The organism is Uliginosibacterium sangjuense, assembly GCF_059132465.1.
In genome coordinates this window covers 3,189,989-3,209,237 of the sequence record NZ_CP101132.1, presented here as the reverse complement: position 1 = coordinate 3,209,237, position 19,249 = coordinate 3,189,989, and the positions used below count along the sequence as shown (strand labels likewise).

Sequence of the window (19,249 nt, the reverse complement as noted above, 5' to 3'; positions counted from 1 at the left end):
TTGAGGGGCGCCGATCCTGTGTGGGCTCAGCGCCCGGCGGCGCGCGCCACGGCGGGGGGGGCTTCGACATGCGGGCGCACGGTGACCTCCACGTCGATCTGGTGGCTGCCGCCGCCCAGGATGACGCCGCGCAGGGGCGATACGTCGCCGAAATCGCGTCCCCAGGCGACGGTGATGTGGTGGTTGCCGGGGCGCAGCGCATTGGTGGGGTCGAACTCGGTCCACCCCAGTTCCGGCACGTAGACGGCGACCCAGGCATGGGAGGCGTCGGCGCCCTCCAGCCGCGGCTGACCGGGCGGCGGGTCGGTCAGCAAGTAGCCGGAGAGGTATCGCGCCGGCAGCCCCATGGCGCGCAGGCAGCCGATCATGAGGTGGGCGAAGTCCTGGCAGACGCCGCGGCGGATCAGCAGCACCTCGGCCAGCGGGGTGGCGACGTGGGTGGCTTCGGGGTCGTACTCGAAGGTGTCGTGGATGCGCCTCATCAGCGAATCGCAGGCCTCCAGCAACGGTCGACCCGAGGGGAAGTCGGGCTCGGCGAAATCACGCAGGGTCTGCGCCAGCGGGATGTAGGGCGAGGCGTACAGGAATTCGTCGGCTTCGCTGTCGCTGCTCATGCCCCATTGCGGTGCGGCGAAATGCCGCTGCACGTTCTCCCACGGCGGGGAGTCCGGCAGGGCGCCGGTCTCGCGGATCAGGTCCACCTCGCTGTGGGCCTTGACCACCAGGGTGTCATGCGGGCTGCACAGTTCAAACCGGGTGATGGGGTTGCCGAAGTAGTCCCGGTCGTCGAGCAGGCGGTCGGTGGCCGGCGAGATCTGCAGGCTGTGCGACAGGCAGCGCTGGGTTGGCAGATCGCGCGGGCGCAGGTGGGCGATCTGGCTGCTGTGGCCGACGGTCTGCGAATAGTGGTAGCGGGTCAGGTGGGTAATCGACAGACGCATGTCAGCTCATGGTGGCACGCTGGGTAACGTGGCTGAAGAAACGGTTCTGCAGCGCGTTGCCGAGGGTGTTGCCGGCTTGCCAGGCCTGCTCCAGCAGGCTGCGCAGGGCACGCATCTGGCTGGCCCCGGCCACCCAGTCCTCGGCGCGTGGCCCGCTGAGCGCCTTGGCGACGGCCAGCAAAGCGTCCCAACTGCTTGGCGGCAGGTCGCCCGGCAGTTGCTGCAGGTGGTCCAGCAGGGACTGGACCTGGTAGACGAAGGCGCGCGGGTTGTCGTGGTCGGCCAGCAGCAGCTCCGCCACCGGGCCGTGCTCGGGGGCGCGCTGGTAGCGGCGGCGATAAGTCAGCACCGTGTCGGAAATGTCGATCAGGCTGTTCAGCGCCGGAGCCTGGGGGGGCTGGGGGACCAGCATTTCCTGCAGCGCAAGGGCGAGGAACTGCATGCGCTCGATACGCCGCCCCAGCGACTGGAAGCGCCAGCCGGCATCGCGCGTCATGTGTTCCATGCTGTAGCCGGACAGGGTGATCAGCAGCATCAGCGTCTGGTCGAGGAATTCGAGCGCGTCGGACAGGGTGTGCGGGCCACGCTGCCAGGCATTCACAAGGCGTTCCATGCGGTTGTAGATGCGCCAACTGTCCGGTGCCAGGCGGTCGCGCAAACCGCGCGCGAGGCGCAACACCTGGCGCAGGTTGGCGATCGCGCCGGTACCGTGTTCGCTCTCGCGCAGGGCAGCCAGCAGCGTAGCCTGCGGGCTCATGACCAGGGCCACGCGCGGGATGCTGTGGGTACGCTGGCCTGCAGCCAGCAGTTGCGCCCATTCGCCGTCGTCGGCAGATAGTTGCTGGCGCAGGCCGCAGCGCAGCAGTCGCAGGATGCAGTCGCTGCGCTCGGCGTAGCGGGCGAGCCAGAACATGTTCTCGCCGGTGCGGCTGGCCAGCGAGCCGTGGTCGTGCTCGGTGACGATGGCCGGGTAGGGAGCGGCGGGCAGGCTGAGGGGCAGTTCTTCCTGCGCGCTGCCGAGTACCCAGGTGTCCTTGCTGCCGCCGCCGCGCTGGATGGTGACCACGCGCTGGTCGTTGGGATTGGCCACGCGTGTCAGCCCCCCCGGCATCACCACATATCCATTGGGGGTGGCCGCGGCGTAGACGCGCAGGATGGTCAGGCGTGGCTCCAGCGTGGTGCTGCGGTGCGACCACACCGGCAGGCGCGACAGGCGCACGATCTCCTGCCCCACGTAGTCGCGTGCGTGTCGTTTCAACGCGTCGAGCAGGGCCTCGCGCTGGGTCTTGTCGAGGTCGCCGCCGAAATGCGGGCCCTCCGAGCTGGGGCCGTAGGCCGATTTGACGACCAGATTCGGCAGGCGGTCTGTCACTTCCTCGCAAGCCTGCTCCTCGCCGCACCACCAGGTGGCCACCGAGGGCATCAGCAGCGTCTCGCCCAGCAGGTGTTCGCAGATCGCCGGCAGGAAGCCGAGCAGGGCGCCGGATTCGATGAGGCCGCTGCCCAGCGCGTTGGCGACCAGCACGCCGCCGCGCCGCGCCACGTCGAGCAGGCCGGGGATGCCCAGGGCAGAGTCGGCGCGCAGTTCCAGCGGGTCGCACCAGACGTCGTCGACGCGGCGCAAGATGGCGTGCACGCGACGCAGGCCCGACAGGGTCTTGAGGAACACGCCACCCTCGCGCACCGTGAGATCCTGCCCCTCGACCAGGGGGATGCCCATGTGGCGGGCCAGGTAGGCGTGCTCGAAGTAGGTTTCGTTGAGCGAGCCCGGGGTCAGCAGCACGATCAGCGGAGCCTCGTCGTCGCGCGGCGCCCAGTAGGCCAGGGCATCACGCAGGACCTGGAAGAAGTTCGCGATGGGCTGCACCCGCAGGCTGCGCAGGAGATCCGGGAACTGGCTGCCGATGATGCTGCGGTTCTCCAGCGCGTAGCCGGCGCCGGAGGGGGCCTGGGTGCGGTCCGACACCACCCACCAGTTGCCGTCTGGCGAGCGCGCCAGGTCGGCCGCGTAGAGATGCAGGTGGATGCCGCCGGGCACCTGCACGCCATGGCAGGGACGCAGGAAACCCGGATGGGCGTGGATCAGGCTGGCCGGCAGTTGGCTGTCGGCGATCAGGCGCTGCGGGCCGTAGAGATCGGCCAGTACCGCGTTGAGCAGGCCGGCGCGCTGGCGCACGGCGGTGGCGATGGTCTGCCACTCCTCCTCGGGCAGGATGTTGGGCAGCAGGTCCAGGTCCCACGGGCGGTCGGCGCCGCGCGGGTCGGCGTAGACGTTGTAGGTGACCCCGTTCTCGGCAATCTGGCGCTGCACGGCGTCGCGTGCTTCATGCATGGCGCGCGGCCCGAGCCAGTTCACGTGATCCAGCAGAGGCTTCCAGTGCGCGCGCACCTTGCCGTCCTGGGCAATCAGTTCATCGTAACGATCGGAGCTCGGGGGGTAGGTGCGCAGCAGGCTCATGCGGCATCTCGGCCGTTCTGGGGTCGGGCATCGGGGGGCGTATCACCCCCAAGCTTAGCGGAAAGGGAAATGTACGGTTCGTGCGCCCGGCGCACGATACGCAATATTGCGCAGAGCCGGCTGCGAAGCGGCCTGCCGGAGTGCGCGAAGGGCGGTGCGGGAGGGGGCTCATGGCCGGGAAGCGTGAAGGATGACTGCCGGGTAATCGTTTACCTTTATGGGTTTGCGCCTTGTCGTCACCAACAATAGGCGAGAGGCCCGGGCGTCGCCGGCATGGCGGCGACGTGCCTCGCCCGGCCGTCCCAATCCGGCCGGATCCATCAAAAAACCACACCAAGGATGAGACAAATGAACGGCAAGCTATTGGCTGTACACGCCGCCCTGGCGGCTTCTGCACTTCTGCTGGCGGGGCCGGCCCAGGCCTCCACTGATGCCCAGAACACCGACATCCGCAATGGCGGCAGCATCAGCACCGGCAGCGACCCCACCGCGGATTCGCCGATCTTCGCGGTGGTCAACAAGTCTTCCAGCCGCGCCGAGTTCCGCTTCAAGACCTATACCAGCGGAACCCACACGCTGGAAGGGACGGTCAAGCTGATCAAGCTGTCGGGCGGCAAGACCAGCATCGCGCAGACCTTCTCGGAGACCGGGGGCAACCCGATCAGCCAGTTGGCGATCGACGAGCAGGGCTATTTCTACGAGGTGCAGCGCAGTACCGGCGATACCAGCAGCGACCGCTATTGCAATCTGCCCAAGCTGGCGGTGGGGGGCACGGCCAAGATCAAGCTGGTCTACAGCGTCGACAGCCAGACCAGCACGTCCTACATCAATGGCAGCAAGTGCAAGAGCATCAAGAAACCTGGCTGGACCAAGCTCTACACCAAGCTCGGCGCCTACCACACGGCCAGCGGCTCGGGCAGCGTGACGGTGCAGTGGACCAACTTCAGCGTGAAGTGAGCGTGGGTTGAAAGGCGGACAGCCCGCCGGGGCGGGCTGTCCGCAGGGCGTTCCGGAAGGCCGGGGCGCGACGATCAGAAGCGTGCTTCGACGCCCACCGACAGCGTGCTGTAGCCGTAAGTCCCTTCTTCCGGTCGGTTCGGGCCGGAGTAGCCGACCGCCTTGACGCCGCCCAGCGCGTCCAGCGAGGCGGTGAGCATCACGTTGGGGCTGACATTCCAGCCCACGCCGAAGGAGAACAGCACGCCGGTGGAGCTCTTTTCGGTGCCGGAGATGCCAGCGCAGCCGCGCAGGCATTCGTACTTGGTCTTGGCGGGGGCGATGCCCAGCTTGCCGGTGAGGGTGACGACGCGGCTGACCGGCCACGAGCCCACTGCCGAGATGGCGTAGGCGGTGGTGCCGAACTTGTCGCTGACGCTGTTGTTGGCACCGCCTTCCACCGTGTAGCTGCCGAAGTCGTAGTAGCCGATCTCGACCCCCCAGTTGCCCCACAGCACGCCGCCATAGAGCTTGTAGCCAGTGGCCGATTCGTCGCTGCTACCGACACGTGAATAGAACTCGTCGCCGAAGTCGCGGGCGACCTCCGAGAAGGCCGCGCCGACGCCGCCTCCGATGTAGGGCTTGGCCGCGTAGGACTGTTGCGCGAGTGCCGCACCGGAGCCCAGGCTCGTGATCAGCATGACAGCGAGTGTCATTTTCTTCATGTCGTACTTCTCCTGTGTGTGAGAGAGGGGAAGCGCGCGTGGCGCTCCCGTCGCACACAACGCGGCGGTTGGCGATGACGATGACACCGTGCGTCGTCTGCGCACCGGCGGCGGGTGAAAAAAAGCCCGCTGGCCGCCGGCGCGGTCGCGGGCAAGGGAGGCAGCCCCTTTACTCCTTGAAGGCCTGCACGGTGAAGGACAGGCTGACTTCGTCAGCCACGATCGGGATTTGCTTGCTCAGGCCGAATTCGGAGCGCTTGACCCTGGCCGTGGCATTGGCCCCAAGGGCCTCGCGCTTTTTCTGCACCGGGTGCGGGCCAGCCACGAAACTGTTCAAGGTGAGGGTCACGGGTCGGGTGACGCCCTTGATCGTCAGTTCGCCGTCCACGGCGACCGGCCGCTCGCCCTCGAAGCGTACCTGGGTGGAGCGGTACAGGATGTGGGGGTAGCGTGCCGTGTCGAAGAAATCCTCGGCCTGCAACTGGCTGTTGAACAGCGGGTAGCCGGTGTTGATGCTGCGTGCGTCGATGCTCACCTCCACGCTGCCGCTACGGGCGGCCTGGTCCAGCGTGATGCGGCCGTTGGTCTGGTCGAAGCGGTGCTCCTGCCAGGTCCAGCCCAGGTGGTCGTAGCCGAAGCGGCTGGCACTGTGCGTGGGGTCGATGACGTAGGTGTTGGGGGCAGCCGTCGCGCCGATGGCGAGGCTGGACAGCAGTGCAGCGAACAGGAAGCGGGGCATGCGTCTCTCCGTGATGGTCGGGTGCCGCCCTCGCGGGGCAGTCGGGAGACGCTAAGCCAGCCGGGCGGGCGGCGTTTGATCGTGATTGCTGTTTGCGGGGCGTGCCCTTCAGGGGGCCAGGGGAAGGAACAGCAGCGAGCAGCGCTCGCTCGGTGGGGTGTAGTCGGGCACGCTGGGGAAGTGGCGCAGCATCGGACCTTCGATGACGCGCCAGGGCGTCTCGTCGCGCACGCGGGCCACCAGCGCGGGCACTTCGATTGGCGTCGCGCCGACGCAACGGACGCGGGCATAGCGGCCCGCAGGCAACGCGCCCAGTTCGGTGCCGGGCACCTGCGGTGGCTGTCCGGCGCGTGGCACGCAATGCCACATGCGGACCCAGGTCGTGGGCCAGCGCACCGGGTCGACCCAGCCGTCGGGATGGACCACCCAGTGGCGCCAGGCCCGCGCGCCGCTGCGCGCCACCAGCCACGACATTTCGTCGCCGGCCGGGAAGACTTCGGCAGCCGGGCCGCTGAACGGCAGGCGCCATACCGGCAGCGCCGGCAAGTGCACGACATCCAGTGCGGCAGGCGGGCTGGCCAGCGGCTGCACTTCGCTCGGGGCGCAGGCGAAGGTGCGGGAGAAGGCGCGCGAGAAGGCGGCGACAGAGCCGTAGCCGGCCTGTACCGCGAGATCGGTGACCGAGTAGGCGGTGCCGGCCAGCAGCGCCTGGTGCGCCCGTGCCAGGCGCAGGCGGCGCAACGTGCTCATCGGTGTCTCGCCGACCTTTTGCAGATAGATGCGCTGGAAGTGGTAGCGCGACAGGTTGGCGACTTCTGCCAGGTCTCTCAGGGCGATGCGGTCGTCATCCAGATGCTGTTCGAGATAGTCGAGCACGCGCCGGATGCGGCGGCGGCCCAGGATGTATTGCGTGCGGGTCAGCATGCCGCTCAGGCTCGGGCGTCGGTCTGTTCCTGCGCTTCCATGAAGGCACGGCGGAAGGCCAGTGGCTGCGCGATGCCGGGAATGGGTGCCTGCGGCGCACCGGCGCCGGAGATGATGAGGGTGCCGAAATCGCAGATGCGCCCCAGCACGCTCTGGTCGACCTGGATGCTCTCGACCTTGTTGATGTTCAGTTCGATGGTGCTGCGGCGGATGAAGCCGAACTTGGCGATCACTCGTTTGTTGGTGAAAGCCAGTTCGGTGGTCTTGTACTGCACATAGACCCACAGCCAGCACAGCAGGCCGAGGCCGAAGAGGGGCAGCAGCAGGATGCCCAGTGCGATCAGGTGGGCTTGCGACCACAGGCTCACGCGCCCGATATGGATGATCCGTTCCCCGGTGATCAATGCGCCCTCGATGTATCCGGCCATCTGCGGTCTCCTGACTGGGTGGGGGATGCGTTGCCGGACGCATCCGAGTGCTGGAGTGTAGTCCAGGTCCGCTGTGCTCACGGCTGCGGCGCTGCGTAGCGTTCGCGCAGCGCTTCGTAGTGGCCGTTCTTCTGCAGGGTACGCAGGGCCTTGCGCCAGCGCTTGACCTCCGTCGCAGCGACATCGGGTGAAAAAGCGATGTAGCCGTCGGTGCGGCTGAGGACAACGGGGGTCTGGCGGATCGAGGCGGGCTTGAGTTCGGCCTCGCGCAGTTTCTGGCCGATCGTGTCGCTGGCGGAGGCGGTCAGCTCGACGTGCCCGGCGACCAGCATGCGGAAGCAGTTGGCGTAGGCGCTGGTGGTGTGCACCTGCTGGAAGCCGGCGCTGCGCGCCGCCTGCTCATGCACGCTGCCGGCCAGCACGCAGATGGGGCGATCACGTACATCCGCCAGTGTGCGTATGTCGGCCTCATGTCCGGCGCGCACGTACAGATAATCGGTCTGGCGTGAAATCGGGCCTACCCATTGCACGGTCTGTTCGCGGTCCGGCGTGCGGATCAGGTTGAAGAAGACGGCGCCGGGCTCACTCTGCACCATGCGCAGGCCACGGGCGAAGGGGACCTCCGTGATCGGGCCCGGGCGCTTCAGTTCGGCTTGCAGGGCGCGCACCAACTCGATGTAGAAGGCGCGTGAGCCGCCCGCTGGGATGCCGTGGAGGCCATCTTCCCGTTGCGCGGCCTGGCCGCCCACGCTGTGCGTGATCACGGTGAGCGTGGGGGAGGCGGCATGGAGCGGTGCTGATGGCAGCGCCATGCTGAGGAGGAGGGCGCGGCAGAGATGAAAGTGCAGTCGCATGGTCGTGGATGCGGGTCGGGCAGCCCGGCGGTGAGGCCAGGACGGGTGCGACGCACTGCTTGGCGCAGTCCGCTACAGCGCCCGTCCGCCGGGGTCAGCCGCGCCGCAGGTCCAGGGTGAAGGGGAAGTTGGGGTTGAGCGCTTCCCGCTCCACGCTGATCTTGCCCGGCGTGTGCCCCATCTGGGCGAAGCGCGCCAGGCGGCGCCCCTCGGCCTCGTAGGCGTTGATCGGGTAGACCTCGAAATTGCGCCCGCCCGGGTGGGCCACGTAGTAGGTGCAGCCGCCCATGGAGCGGTCCATCCAGGTATCCACGAGGTCGAACACCAGCGGGTTGTGGGTGGGGATGGTCGGGTGCAGCGCAGACGGTGGCGCCCAGGCCTTGTAGCGCACGCCCGCCACGAACTCGCCGACCTTGCCGGTCGGCGCCAAGGGCACGGCGCGGCCGTTGCAGGCGAGCACGTAGCGGTCGGAGGCCAGCCCCTGCACATGTACCTGCAGGCGCTCGACCGAGGAGTCGACGTAGCGTACCGTGCCGCCGACCGCGCCCTCTTCGCCCATCACATGCCAGGGCTCCAGCGCGGCGCGCAGTTCGATGTGGGCGCCGCGCGAGGCGAACTCGCCGTACTTGGGGAAGCGGAATTCCAGGTGCGGGGCGAACCAGTCGGTTTGCAGCGGGTAGCCGAAGTCGCGCATCTCGGTCATCACGTCGCTCAGGTCCTGCTGCACGAAGTAGGGCAGCATGAATCGGTCATGCAGCTCGGTGCCCCAGCGGGTGAGTTTTTCTGGCGCGTACGGGTGCTGCCAGAAGCGGGCGATCAGCGCACGCAGCAGCAATTGCTGGGTGAGGCTCATCTGCGCATGTGGCGGCATCTCGAAAGCGCGCAGCTCCAGCAGACCGAGGCGGCCAGTGGGGCCGTCGGGGGAGTAGAGCTTGTCGATGCAGAACTCGCTGCGGTGGGTGTTGCCGCTGGCGTCGATCAGCAGGTTGCGCAGGATGCGGTCGATCAGCCACGGGGGCGTCTGACCGCCCGGCTCGGGAATCTGCCGCATCGCGATCTCCATCTCGTAGACGGAGTCGTTGCGTGCTTCGTCGATGCGCGGCGCCTGCGAGGTGGGGCCGATGAACATGCCCGAGAACAGGTAGGACAGCGAGGGGTGGTTGTGCCAATAGGCGATCAGGCTCCTCAGCAGGTCCGGCCGGCGCAGGAAGGGCGAGTCCTGTGGCGTCTCGCCGCCGATCACGAAGTGGTTGCCGCCCCCGGTGCCGGTGTGGCGCCCGTCGAGCATGAACTTCTCGGTGGTCAGACGCGACAGATGGGCCTGCTCGTAGAGGTGGGTGGTGCGCTCGACCAGTTCGTCCCAACTACGCGAGGGGTGGATGTTCACCTCCACCACGCCAGGGTCGGGGGTGATGCGGAAGCTCTGCAGGCGCGGGTCCTTGGGCGGCTCGTAGCCTTCCAGGATTACCGGCACGGCGAGCTTCGCGGCCACCGCTTCGACGGCGGTGACGATCTCCAGGTAGTCTTCCAGCGCCGAAGTGGGTGGCATGAAGACGTAGAGGCGCCCGTCTCGCGGTTCCACGCACATCGCGGTGCGGGTGACCCAACTGGCGGACTGGCCCAGGGCCGGGCGGTGTTCGCGGTCCAGCAGCTCGCGGATGTGCGGGGGGACCTCGCGCTTGCCCTTGCCCTCGAACAGCGCCATGCGCTCGGCCTCGGTGGTGCCGGGCGTCTGGAACAGGCGACGGATCGCCGAGTAGGCCGGCAGAGGCGGGAAGACCTCGCTCTGCTCGGGCGGATGGATCCACGGATAGTCGCTCTTGCCGACCCAGGGCTGGGAGTCCAGCGGCAGGCGATAGCCCAGGGGTGAGTCGCCGGGGATCAGGTAGCAACGCTCGGCGCGCAGGAACCAGGGGCCGCTCTGCCAGCGCGAGTCGCCGACGTAGTTGCGTGCGATCGGCAGCACGCAGCCGATCACCTTGTCCAGACCCTGGTGGAATACCTTGCGCAGGCGTTCGCGCTCCAGCGGATCGTCGAGCTTTGCGTTGAAGGGGTCGACGTTGATCGGCAGCTTGCGCTCGCGCCACAGGTAGTACCAGACATCCTCGTAGGCCGGGAAGACGTACTTGGGGTCCAGCCCCAGGCTCTGCGCCAGTTCGACGAGGAAGCTGGCGGCGGTCTCCTCGGTGACGCCGTAGTCCTTGTGCTCGTCGGCGTAGAGCTCCACGTCGCTCCACATGGGCTGGCCGTCCTTGCGCCAGAAGCAGGTCAGCGACCAGCGCGGCAGTTGCTCGCCGGGGTACCACTTGCCCTGGCCGAAATGCAGCAGGCCCTGCGGCGCGTACTTCTCCTTCAGTCGGTAGAGCAGGTCGGCGCCGAGCAGGCGCTTCTTTGGCCCCATGGCTTCGGTGTTCCATTCCGCACCGTCGCGGTCGTCGACCGACACGAAGGTGGGCTCGCCGCCCATGGTCAGGCGAACGTCATGACGTTGCAGATCGCCGTCGATCAGGTGGCCCAGCGCTTCGATGCTGGTCCACTGCGCCTCGGAATAGGGCTTGGTCACGCGCGGCGCTTCCCACACGCGCTCCACCTTCATGTGGTGCTCGAACTCGCTCTCGCATTCGTCCGCGTAGCCGAACACCGGCGCGGCGGAGGAGGGCTCGGGGGTGCATGCGAGCGGGATGTGGCCTTCGCCGGCGAACAGGCCGGAGGTCGGGTCGAGGCCGATCCAGCCGGCACCGGGCAGGAAGACCTCGCACCAGGCGTGCAGGTCGGTGAAGTCCGCCGCCGGGCCGCTGGGGCCGTCGAGCGACTTCACGTCGGGCGTGAGCTGGATCAGGTAGCCCGAGACGAAGCGCGCGGCCAGGCCCAGGTGGCGCAGCAACTGCACCAGCAGCCAGCCGGAGTCACGGCAGGAGCCGGTGGCCTTCTTCAGCGTGTCTTCCGGCGTCTGCACGCCAGGTTCCATGCGGATGGTATAGCCGACGGCATGCTGAACCTTCTGATTCAGGGCCACCAGGAAGTCCACGCTGCCCACCGGATCGAGATTCACGCCGTTGAGGAATTCGGTGAACAGCGGCGTGCCGGGTAGCTTGACGAGGTAGGGCGCAAGCTCGCGCAACTGTTCCTCGGTGTAGTTGAAGGGGAATTTCTCGGCGTAGGGCTCGAGGAAGAAGTCGAAGGGATTGATGACGGAGAGTTCCGCCACGAGGTCGATCTCGACCTTGAATTCGCGTGTCTTCTCGGGAAACACCAGGCGCGCCAGGTAGTTGCCCTGGGGGTCCTGCTGCCAGTTGATGAAATGCTCGCCCGGCGTGACGCGTTGGGAATAGGCCAGGATGGGCGTGCGGCAGTGGGGCGCGGGGCGCAGGCGCACCACCTGCGGGGACAGGCCGACCAGGCGGTCGTAGCGGTAGTGGGTGACGTGGTTCAGCTTGACGTGGATGGACACGAGGGACTCCGCTCAGGGTTTGGGGTCGGGTCAGGTCTAGCAAGATGCGTGCACTACCCCGGATGCACCATAAATCAGCCGCGTGGCCGAATCATGCCCTGCATTAATGCCTGGGACGAGTTGCAGGCTTGTTGCGGCGCACCAGCTTGGGGTGGAGACGGGGTCAGGCCTTGCTGGCGACCTGCAGGACGTGCTGCGAGAAGGCCGGGCCGTCGACCGGGCGGCTGAACAGGTAGCCCTGCAGGTGGTCGCACCCCAGCTCGACCAGCACCGCGTGCTGGGCCTCGTGTTCCACCCCCTCGGCGATGACTTCCAGGCCCAGGCTGTGGGCCAGGGCCATGATGCCCTGCACGATGGCGCGGTCGGCCTGGCTGTGCGCGATGTCGCGCACGAAGGCACGGTCGATCTTGAGGATGTCGACCGGCAGGCGCTTGAGGTAGCTGAGCGAGGAATAGCCCGTGCCGAAGTCGTCGATGGCCAGGCGGATGCCCAGGTTCTTGAGGCGGTGCAGGGTGGACAGGCCCTCCGTTGCCTGCTCCATCCACACGCTCTCGGTGATCTCGAACACCAGGCGCTGCGGGGCCAGCCCGGTCTCGAGCAGGATGGTCTCGACGCGTGCGGCAAAGTCCTGCCCCAGCAACTGCTTGCCCGACAGGTTGATCGACAGCCGCGCCTCCGGGCGGGTGTGGGCCTGCCATTGTTTCCACTGCTGGCAGGCCTCGCGCAGCACCCAGTCGCCGATCGGGTTGATCAGGCCGGTCTCTTCGGCAAGGGGAATGAATTCGGCCGGCGACACCGAGCCGCGCGTCGGGTGTTGCCAACGCAGCAGGGCTTCGGCCCCGCACAGCTCGCCATCGTCGGCCCGGATCTCCGGCTGGTAGTGCAGCGACAGCTCGCCGCGCTCCAGCGCGCGGCGCAGTGCGCCTTCCAGCAACAGGTGCTCGCTCACCGACACTTCCATGCCGGGTTCGTAGAACTGGTAGCCGCGATTGGCCCGCTTGGCCTCGTACATCGCGGTGTCGGCGTGACGCAGCAGGGTGGACACGTCCTCGCCGTCGCGCGGGAACAGCGAGATGCCGATGCTGGCCGAGATGAAGACGTCATGGCCCTCGATATGGAAGGGCTCGGCCAGGGCCTTGGCGATCTTCTCGGCGGCGGCGGCCGCGGCCGGCGTACTGGCCAATTCCTCCAGTACCACGGTGAACTCGTCACCGCCCAGGCGCGCCACATGGTCGCTGACGCGCACGCACTGGCGCAGGCGCCCGGCCACGGCCTTGAGCAGCTTGTCACCGGACTCGTGGCCGAGCGAATCGTTGACGAACTTGAAGCGGTCCAGGTCGAGGAACAGCACCGCTACCGCCGTATGGGTCTGGCGTGCGCGGTCGATCTGCTGGCGCAGCAGGTCGCCGAACAGGGCGCGGTTAGGCAGGCCGGTCAGGATGTCGTTGTAGGCCAGGTGGCGCACATGGCGCTCGGTGTGCAAGGCCTCGATGGCGCGGCCCACGCGCTGGACCACCGCGTTCAGGTGCAGCGGCTTGGTGATGTAGTCGGTGGCGCCAGCGGCATAGGCCTGCTCAATGGAGTGGCGGTCGTCCAGCGCGGTGATCATCAGGACCGGGATGTCGCGCGCCTGCGGCAACTCCTTCATGCGGGCGCAGGTGGCGAAGCCATCCATGCCGGGCATCATAGCGTCCATCAGCACCACGTCGGGTTGCTTGCGCTCCAGCAGGGCCAGTGCAGCAGCACCGTCGACCGCCTCCACCACCTGGTAGCCCTTGAGCTGCAGGGCATAGCGGAGCGCCGAGCGGGTGCTGCGATCGTCGTCGGCGATCAGCACCGTACTGCTGGCGGAGGCGACGGCGGTGGTGGGGGTGGCGAGGTCGGACAGGGTCAGGCGCAAGGCGCTCTCGACCCGCTCGAACTCGGCCAGCGTCTGCTGCAACAGTTCGCCCTGGCGCTCGCTGTCCGGCGCCACGCTCTGCAACTGCTCGGCCAGGTTCTGCAGGCGCAGCGCGCCGAGGTTGCCGGCCGCGCCGGCCAGGGTGTGCGCGTGATGGCGCAGGTCGGCGGGGTGGGGCACGAGGATGGCGCGGCGGATCGCGGCCAGGTGCTCGGGCATGTCTTCGAGGAAGGGCGTGATGGCTTCGCCCAGCGCACCGCCGAGGGCGTCGCGCAGGCGGTTGAGCGCGTTGCTGTCCAGCGGGTGCCCGCCGTGATCTTCCAGCGCACCCTCATCGCCGACCACTGCATGGCCGTTGCCGGCCAGGAACTGGGGCGGCAGCCAGCGGCGCAGCACGGTGCGCAGCTCTTCCTGCGTGAAGGGCTTGGGCAGGTGGTCGTCCATCCCCGCAGCCAGGCACTTTTCGATATCGGCCAGGCTGGTGTTGGCGGTCATCGCGATGATCGGCACCCGTCCGCCCTGCGGGGCCTCCGCCGTGCGGATGTGGGCGGTGGCCTCGAAGCCATCCATGCCGGGCATCGAGCAGTCCATGAGGATGGCATCCCAGCGCTCGCGGCCAAAGGCCTCGATGGCCTCCTCGCCGTTGGCGGCGACGGTGGCGTGGCCGCCCAGGCCGCTCAGCATGCTGCGCACCACGATCTGGTTGGTGCGGTTGTCTTCCACCACCAGCACGTTGAACAGGCCGCTGTTGGCGATCGGGGTGGTGGCCGGCAGGTCGAGTGTGCTCTGCTGCGGATCGAACAGGGTGTCGAGCGCGGCGCGCAGGCGATGCAGGCGCAGCGGCTTGCCGAGCACGCTGGTCATGAAGTCGGGTACCGCGTCCGAGCGCTGGATGAAGGGCGTCATCAGCAACCAGCGGGTGGTCGCCGGCAGCAGCTTGCGCAGTTGCTCCAGCGGTGCCGGCTCGGTCGCCGCGAGCTGGCCGTCGACCAGCACCGCGTCGAAGGGCGCCCCCGCCATGCCGGCGTGCTGCAGCAACTGCAGGGCCTGGGCGAAGCCGGCCACGCACTCGGTATGCCAGCCGTGGGCCTGCAGGGCATTGTCGAAGAATTCGCGCACGATGGTCGCGGCGTCGATGACCAGCAGGCGGCGACTCAGCGGTGTGGCGTACACGGTCGGGATCGCTTCGGCGGTGATCTCCACTGGCAGCTCGAACCAGAAGCGGCTGCCGCCGGCCTCCGGCGTCTCGACGCCGATGTGCCCGTCCATCAGGCCGATCAACTGACGGCTGATGGCCAGCCCGAGGCCGCTGCCCTGGTTCTGGCGATTGGGCTGGGGATCGACCTGGACGAAGGACTCGAAGATGCGCTCGGCATAACCGGCGGGGATGCCGGGGCCGCTGTCGGTGACCTCGAAGCGCAGCATGCTGCGCTCGGGCAGGCGGAGGGTGCGCACCCGTACCGAGATTTCGCCGAACTCGGTGAACTTGACCGCGTTGGCCACCAGGTTGGTCAGCACCTGGCGCAGCTTGCGGCCGTCGGCCAGGACTTCGATCGCGCAGTCGGGGCTGATCGCGTAGCCGATCTCCAGGCCCTTGCGGTGGGCCTGCGGGGTGAGGGTGTCGACCACGCCCTCGACCATCTCGCGCAACCGCAGCGGCTTGCGTTCGAGGCCGGTGGCTCCGGCCTCAAGGCGGCTCAGGTCGAGGATGTTGTTGATCAGGTCCAGCAGGTACTGCGCCGAGTCCCAGGCCAGCTCCAGGAAGTGGCGCTGGCGGGCGGAGAGGCGCGAGCCGACGAGCAGGTCCAGGGTGCCGATCACGCCATTGAGCGGGGTGCGGATCTCGTGGCTGACGGTGGCGGCGAATTGCGATTTGAGCCGGGCCAGCGACATGGCTTCGTCGCGCGAGCGGATCAGCTCGGCTTCGCGTTCGCCCAGTTGCGCCATCATGCTGTTGAAGGCGCGCGCCATGTCGGCGATGTCGGTGGGGCCTTCCACGCTGGCCTGGATGTCGCGCTCGCCGCGCTCGGCCCGCAGCATGTTGTGCGACAGCTTGGCCAGGGGGGCGGTGAGGCGGCGCGCCAGCAGGCTCAGCAAACCCAGGAAGACGGCCGCGAACAACATCGAGTAGGCGAAGTTGGCGAGGAACAGGCTGGCCCGCAGGTGACGCAGGGTGGCGGTGTCCTGCAGCACGCGCACCTGGCCCAGGTAGGTGTCGGCCCGCTCTGCCGCGTCGAAGGGGCTCAGCTCGCCGCCAGCGGTGCGTACCGGCGCGACGAAGCACCAGTGCGCATCCGTCTCGTACTGCAGGGCCGCCGTGTCGTGGCGTGCGGCTAGCGGCACATCACCGCTGGACCACTGGGTGTCGGCCTGCTTGAAGCGGCGTACCAGGCGCTTGCCATTGGCATCGATCAGTTCCACCGCCACCACGTCGGGGAAGCTGAGTGTGGCGTCGATCGCCGCCGTGGCGTTGTCCGACGAGCCGGACAGCAACGCCAGCCGGCTCTGTTCGGCCAGGCGCTGGGTGATCTGGATGCCCTGCGACTGCAGGGTGCCTTTCATCTGCAGGCTGCTCTGCCAGGACAGGGCGAACGAGGCCAGCAGGGACAGCATGAACACGCCCACCGCGGTCAGCAGCGTCAGCAGGTGCCGGAAACTGTGCTTGAGGATGAGATTGCGCAGTGGGTCCATGATTCCGGCTAGGGGCTGGGGAAGCTGAGGTCGACGCGCAGGCCGCGCAGTTGCGGGCCGAGCCCGAGGTGGTTGGCGGTGCGCACGTTGACCGCCAGCAGCACCTGGCGCAGGGGCTGGATGCCGCCTTGGGTGCGGGCACCATTGTTGCCCAGGGCGGCGGCGGCCAGGCTGCGCCCCATCTCCGCGTTGTCCGGTGCGAGGGCGAACAGGGCGCCGCGGCGGGCGTGGGCGAGGCTGCTGGAGAACAGCAGCAGGGAGCGGTTCCATGACTCCTGCAGCAGGAAGGGCAGGACCGTGCTGTCGTCGACGGTGGTGGCGTCTTGTGCCAGCCACAGTGCATCGCTGCGCGGATTCATCTGGGCCAGGATGTCCTGGTAGCTGCGTACCGCCATCTTGAGGTCGGCCGCTTCGCTGACCTGCAGTTCCAGCCCCTGCTGGCGGGCCGCCTCGCGCGCCAGGCGTATGAGCCAGGCATTGTGGCGCGGGTCGATCACGACGAAGACGCGGCGGGTGTCGGGCGCGAGCTGACGCAGGCGGGCGAACAGCAGGGCCGGGTCGGGCGTGAGACTGTGCACACTGAGGTTGCGATTCTCGGCGTCCGGCGCGCCCAGTACCGCGCCGGTCAGCACGGAGAAGTCCTTGTCCAGGCCGGTGGCGGCCTTGAGGCCCTGGCGACCGAGGGCGAGGACGGTGCGGATCTCGCGCCGCTGCAACTCGCGCACCAGTTCCGGCGTGTTGAGCGTATCGCTGACGGGCAGCACCAGCGCCCGGCCGCGCGCCCGGTCTTCGATGCCTTCCACGATCTGGCGGAACACACTGCGGTAGGGCTCACCGATATCCGGCACCAGCACGGCGAACTGGGGGGCCGTGGGTGGGGTGGGGGTGTCCTGGTCCAGGGCGGCCAGCAACTGGGCGGGTGGGGTGCGCGGGGCGTCGCTCGCCAAGGCCACGGGGCGCCGCGGGCTACTGCCCTCGCCATGCCCCAGGCCGCGTTCGCCTGCCGACTCACGCCCGTTGCCGAGGGCTGGTGGCGCGGGCAACAAGGCTCCCAGCGCGGCCAGCCAGGGCAGGCAGCAGCGCGCGGTGTGCGACAGTGAAGGGGTAACCCGGACTCGCATGCGTGCTGAAGCCTAGAAGCTGATGCTCCCCTGGACGAGGAAGTTGCGGCCCAGCAGCGGGAAGTCGTTGCGGATCAGGCCCGGTGCCGGACTGGGTTCGCGCGCGTCGGCATCGAACAGATTGCGTACCGCGAACAGGATGGACCAGTTGCGTTGCGGTCCGTCGTAGCGCAGGGCGAGGTCGACCAGGGTGTAGTCCTCCAGTGGCGGGCGCGTGTCGCCGGGTTCGCGCGCACGGTCGGCCACGTAGTTGAGTTGGGGCACCAGCGTCCAGCCCGAGGCGAAGCGCCAGTCCGCCCGCAGGTAGGCGAGCTGGCCGGGCGCATTGCCGGGGTCTTGCCCGGTGGCGGGGTCGCGGGTGTGCTGGAAGGCCATGTTGCCGACCAGGCGCAGGCGGCGCGAGGCGTCCCAACTGGCCTCCATCTCCAGTCCCCGACCCTTGAGGCTGCCGCTGTTCTGCGCGGTGTTGCCGGTGGTGGGGTCGGCGTTCGGCACGAAGCGCAGGATGTCGCGCAGACGGTAGCTATAGACGTTGGCCCCCAATTGCCAGCCCGCGCTGGGCTGCCAGCTCACAGCGGCCTCCAGGGTGTCCGACTGCTCAGGCTTGACGTCCGGGTTGCCGTTGCTCACCGGGTTGTTGATGTTGTACAGCTCGACGAAGGAGGGCGGACGGAAGGCGCGACCGTACATCAGCTTGGTTGTCACGTTGTAGGCCGCGTCCCACACCAGGGCCACGCGCGGGTTGGTGGTGGAGCCGAAATCCGAGTAATGGTCGTAGCGCAGGCCGGCGGTCAGGGTCCAGTCACGCGCGAGATTCCATTCGTCCTGCAGGTAGGCGTACTTCACTTCGCGTTTGCGCGGCCACAGGAAGGGGTTGGTGGAGGACACGTCGACCATGCTGCCCAGCGGCACTGGCACGTTGCCCACGCCGGGCAGGTACTGGAAGCTGAAGTTCTTGCGTTCCTCCACCCGGTAGAGGTCGAGATTCTGGTAGCCGGCGCCGATTCTCAGGCGGTGATTGGCGAAACCCGTGTAGTAGGCGGAACCATTGAAGTTGTAGTGGCGTTCCCATTTGTAGGGGGCGCCCTGCATGCCGTCGGGGAAGCTCCCGCCAAAGGCGCCGGGCGGGTAGAGCACCAGGTCGGACTTCTCATTCAGGTGGAAGTAACTGGTCTGCAGCGTGAAGTCCCAGTCGCGCACGAGTTTGGCGTTGTGCCAGGTGAGATCGGCCGTGATGCGTTCAGTGCTGCTGTAGCCGCTGGGGTCCAGCGCATTGGCGACACCGCTGCCCGAGCCCATGTCACTGCGCTTCTTGTAGGCGCCGCGCAGGGTGAGGTCGCCGCTCTGGGCGTCGAGCTGTGCGTCGACGGCGTCGTACTGGAGATTGAGCGGGCCCGGCGCGTAGGAGGCCTGGGTGCCGAAGCTCTGGTCGAGTCCGCTCTGCGCATCGTCCTCGATGGTCTTGTCGTTGCCGTCGGTGCTGCCGACGCGCAGGAACAGCCCGAGCTTCACGCCGCCCAGCTCGCCACCTTGCAGCAGGCTCAGGTTGCGGGTGTTGTGGCTGCCGTAGTCGGCAATCACCTTGCTGCCTTCCATCTCCTCCGGCGTCTTGGTGTAGATGCTGATCACGCCCATCAGCGCGTCGGCGCCGTAGAGGGCGGAGCCGGGGCCGCGGATGATTTCGATGCGCGCGATGTTGTAGGCCGGCATGCCGCCCCAGATGTTTCCGCGGTCGCCCAGGAACACGCTGGTGATCGGGATGCCGTTGATGAGCATCAGCACCTGCGGGTTGTACTGCGTGTGCACGCCGCGGAAGGTGTAGATGGGGTTGTACGCGGTGAAGGAGCGCGACACATGCAGGCCGGGGACCTGGGCCAGTACGTCGTCCAGGTCGCGCGCGCCGATGGCGGCGATGTCGGCGGCGGTGATGACGGTGGCGACCGATGGCGCACGCGCCAACGGCTGCGGGGTGCCCGTGGATACGGACACCGTGTTCTTGTCGCCATAGATGCTGGCGAGATCGTCTTCGTCGCTGGGCTGGGCCAGTGCATTGCAGGGGCCGAGGCCAAGCATCAGCAAAA

12 protein-coding genes are annotated in these 19,249 nt (G+C 68.0%); 1 reads left to right on the top strand and 11 read right to left on the bottom strand.

Annotated elements, in window-relative coordinates; translation table 11 throughout:
* Positions 1-26 precede the first annotated feature (26 nt).
* Both NMB43_RS14725 and NMB43_RS14720 read right to left on the bottom strand, forming a co-directional pair.
* Positions 27-941 (bottom strand): transglutaminase family protein, encoded by a 915-nt coding sequence (locus NMB43_RS14725; protein WP_494348915.1) that lies wholly within the window; start codon positions 939-941, stop codon positions 27-29.
* 1 nt (position 942) lies between these two features.
* Positions 943-3,399 (bottom strand): circularly permuted type 2 ATP-grasp protein, encoded by a 2,457-nt coding sequence (locus NMB43_RS14720; protein WP_494348914.1) that lies wholly within the window; start codon positions 3,397-3,399, stop codon positions 943-945.
* A gap of 348 nt (positions 3,400-3,747) precedes the next feature.
* On the opposite strand from NMB43_RS14720, the gene NMB43_RS14715 reads away from it, so the two are divergent.
* Positions 3,748-4,356 carry a hypothetical protein gene (locus NMB43_RS14715; RefSeq protein ID WP_494348913.1) on the top strand — a complete coding sequence of 203 codons (609 nt, stop codon included), beginning with the start codon at positions 3,748-3,750 and terminating at the stop codon, positions 4,354-4,356.
* A 74-nt stretch (positions 4,357-4,430) separates the two neighbouring features.
* Here the strand turns inward: NMB43_RS14715 and NMB43_RS14710 are convergent, their stop codons facing one another.
* The 9 genes from NMB43_RS14710 to NMB43_RS14670 form a co-directional block, all read right to left on the bottom strand.
* The gene (locus NMB43_RS14710) at positions 4,431-5,060 is read right to left on the bottom strand and encodes a porin family protein (protein WP_494348912.1); all 630 of its coding nucleotides are present in this window, start codon (positions 5,058-5,060) and stop codon (positions 4,431-4,433) included.
* Positions 5,061-5,229: 169 nt separating this feature from the next.
* Positions 5,230-5,799 (bottom strand): YceI family protein, encoded by a 570-nt coding sequence (locus tag NMB43_RS14705; protein WP_494348911.1) that lies wholly within the window; start codon positions 5,797-5,799, stop codon positions 5,230-5,232.
* A gap of 108 nt (positions 5,800-5,907) precedes the next feature.
* The gene (locus NMB43_RS14700) at positions 5,908-6,723 is read right to left on the bottom strand and encodes a helix-turn-helix domain-containing protein (RefSeq protein ID WP_494348910.1); all 816 of its coding nucleotides are present in this window, start codon (positions 6,721-6,723) and stop codon (positions 5,908-5,910) included.
* Between the two features lie 5 nt (positions 6,724-6,728).
* Positions 6,729-7,151: a PH domain-containing protein gene (locus NMB43_RS14695; protein ID WP_494348909.1), complete on the bottom strand. Its 423-nt coding sequence runs from the start codon at positions 7,149-7,151 to the stop codon at positions 6,729-6,731.
* 77 nt (positions 7,152-7,228) lie between these two features.
* A complete protein-coding gene (locus NMB43_RS14690; protein ID WP_494348908.1) occupies positions 7,229-7,963 on the bottom strand; it encodes a substrate-binding periplasmic protein in 735 nt (244 codons plus the stop codon).
* A gap of 136 nt (positions 7,964-8,099) precedes the next feature.
* A complete protein-coding gene (locus tag NMB43_RS14685; RefSeq protein WP_494348907.1) occupies positions 8,100-11,456 on the bottom strand; it encodes a transglutaminase family protein in 3,357 nt (1,118 codons plus the stop codon).
* 163 nt (positions 11,457-11,619) lie between these two features.
* A complete protein-coding gene (locus NMB43_RS14680; protein WP_494348906.1) occupies positions 11,620-16,047 on the bottom strand; it encodes an EAL domain-containing protein in 4,428 nt (1,475 codons plus the stop codon).
* 8 nt (positions 16,048-16,055) lie between these two features.
* A complete protein-coding gene (locus NMB43_RS14675) occupies positions 16,056-17,168 on the bottom strand; it encodes a hypothetical protein (RefSeq protein ID WP_494348905.1) in 1,113 nt (370 codons plus the stop codon).
* Between the two features lie 12 nt (positions 17,169-17,180).
* Positions 17,181-19,241, bottom strand: a complete 2,061-nt coding sequence (locus NMB43_RS14670; RefSeq protein ID WP_494348904.1) for a TonB-dependent receptor plug domain-containing protein — start codon at positions 19,239-19,241, stop codon at positions 17,181-17,183.
* Positions 19,242-19,249: the final 8 nt, after the last annotated feature.